Raw genomic sequence first — 233 nt, 5'->3', positions numbered from 1 at the left:
AAGCGATCATAAGTGAACCTGATCTGCTGCCCCTTCGCATCAATCTGCTTGGTCAAAAGATTGCGTTGATCATAGATCATGGTCCATTTGCCCAACCCCGGGTCATCTGACGTGACTTTGTTACCCGCAAAATCGTATGCATAGATATAGGTTGCGCCGATCGGATCGATGATACGCGTCAGTCGGTTCAATAAGTCAAATTGATGATACGTGCGGCGCCACTGCCCAGATGC

1 protein-coding gene is annotated in these 233 nt (G+C 48.9%); it reads right to left on the bottom strand.

The features are described 5' to 3' along the window. Positions 1–233: RHS repeat domain-containing protein (locus tag R0J87_RS25000; protein WP_498889722.1), on the bottom strand; the 233-nt coding region annotated here is incomplete at both ends.

This window comes from Halomonas sp. SIMBA_159 (assembly GCF_046536035.1).
Taxonomy (GTDB): Bacteria; Pseudomonadota; Gammaproteobacteria; order Pseudomonadales; family Halomonadaceae; genus Vreelandella; species Vreelandella venusta_A.
This window is presented reverse-complemented; position numbering and strand designations above follow the sequence as displayed.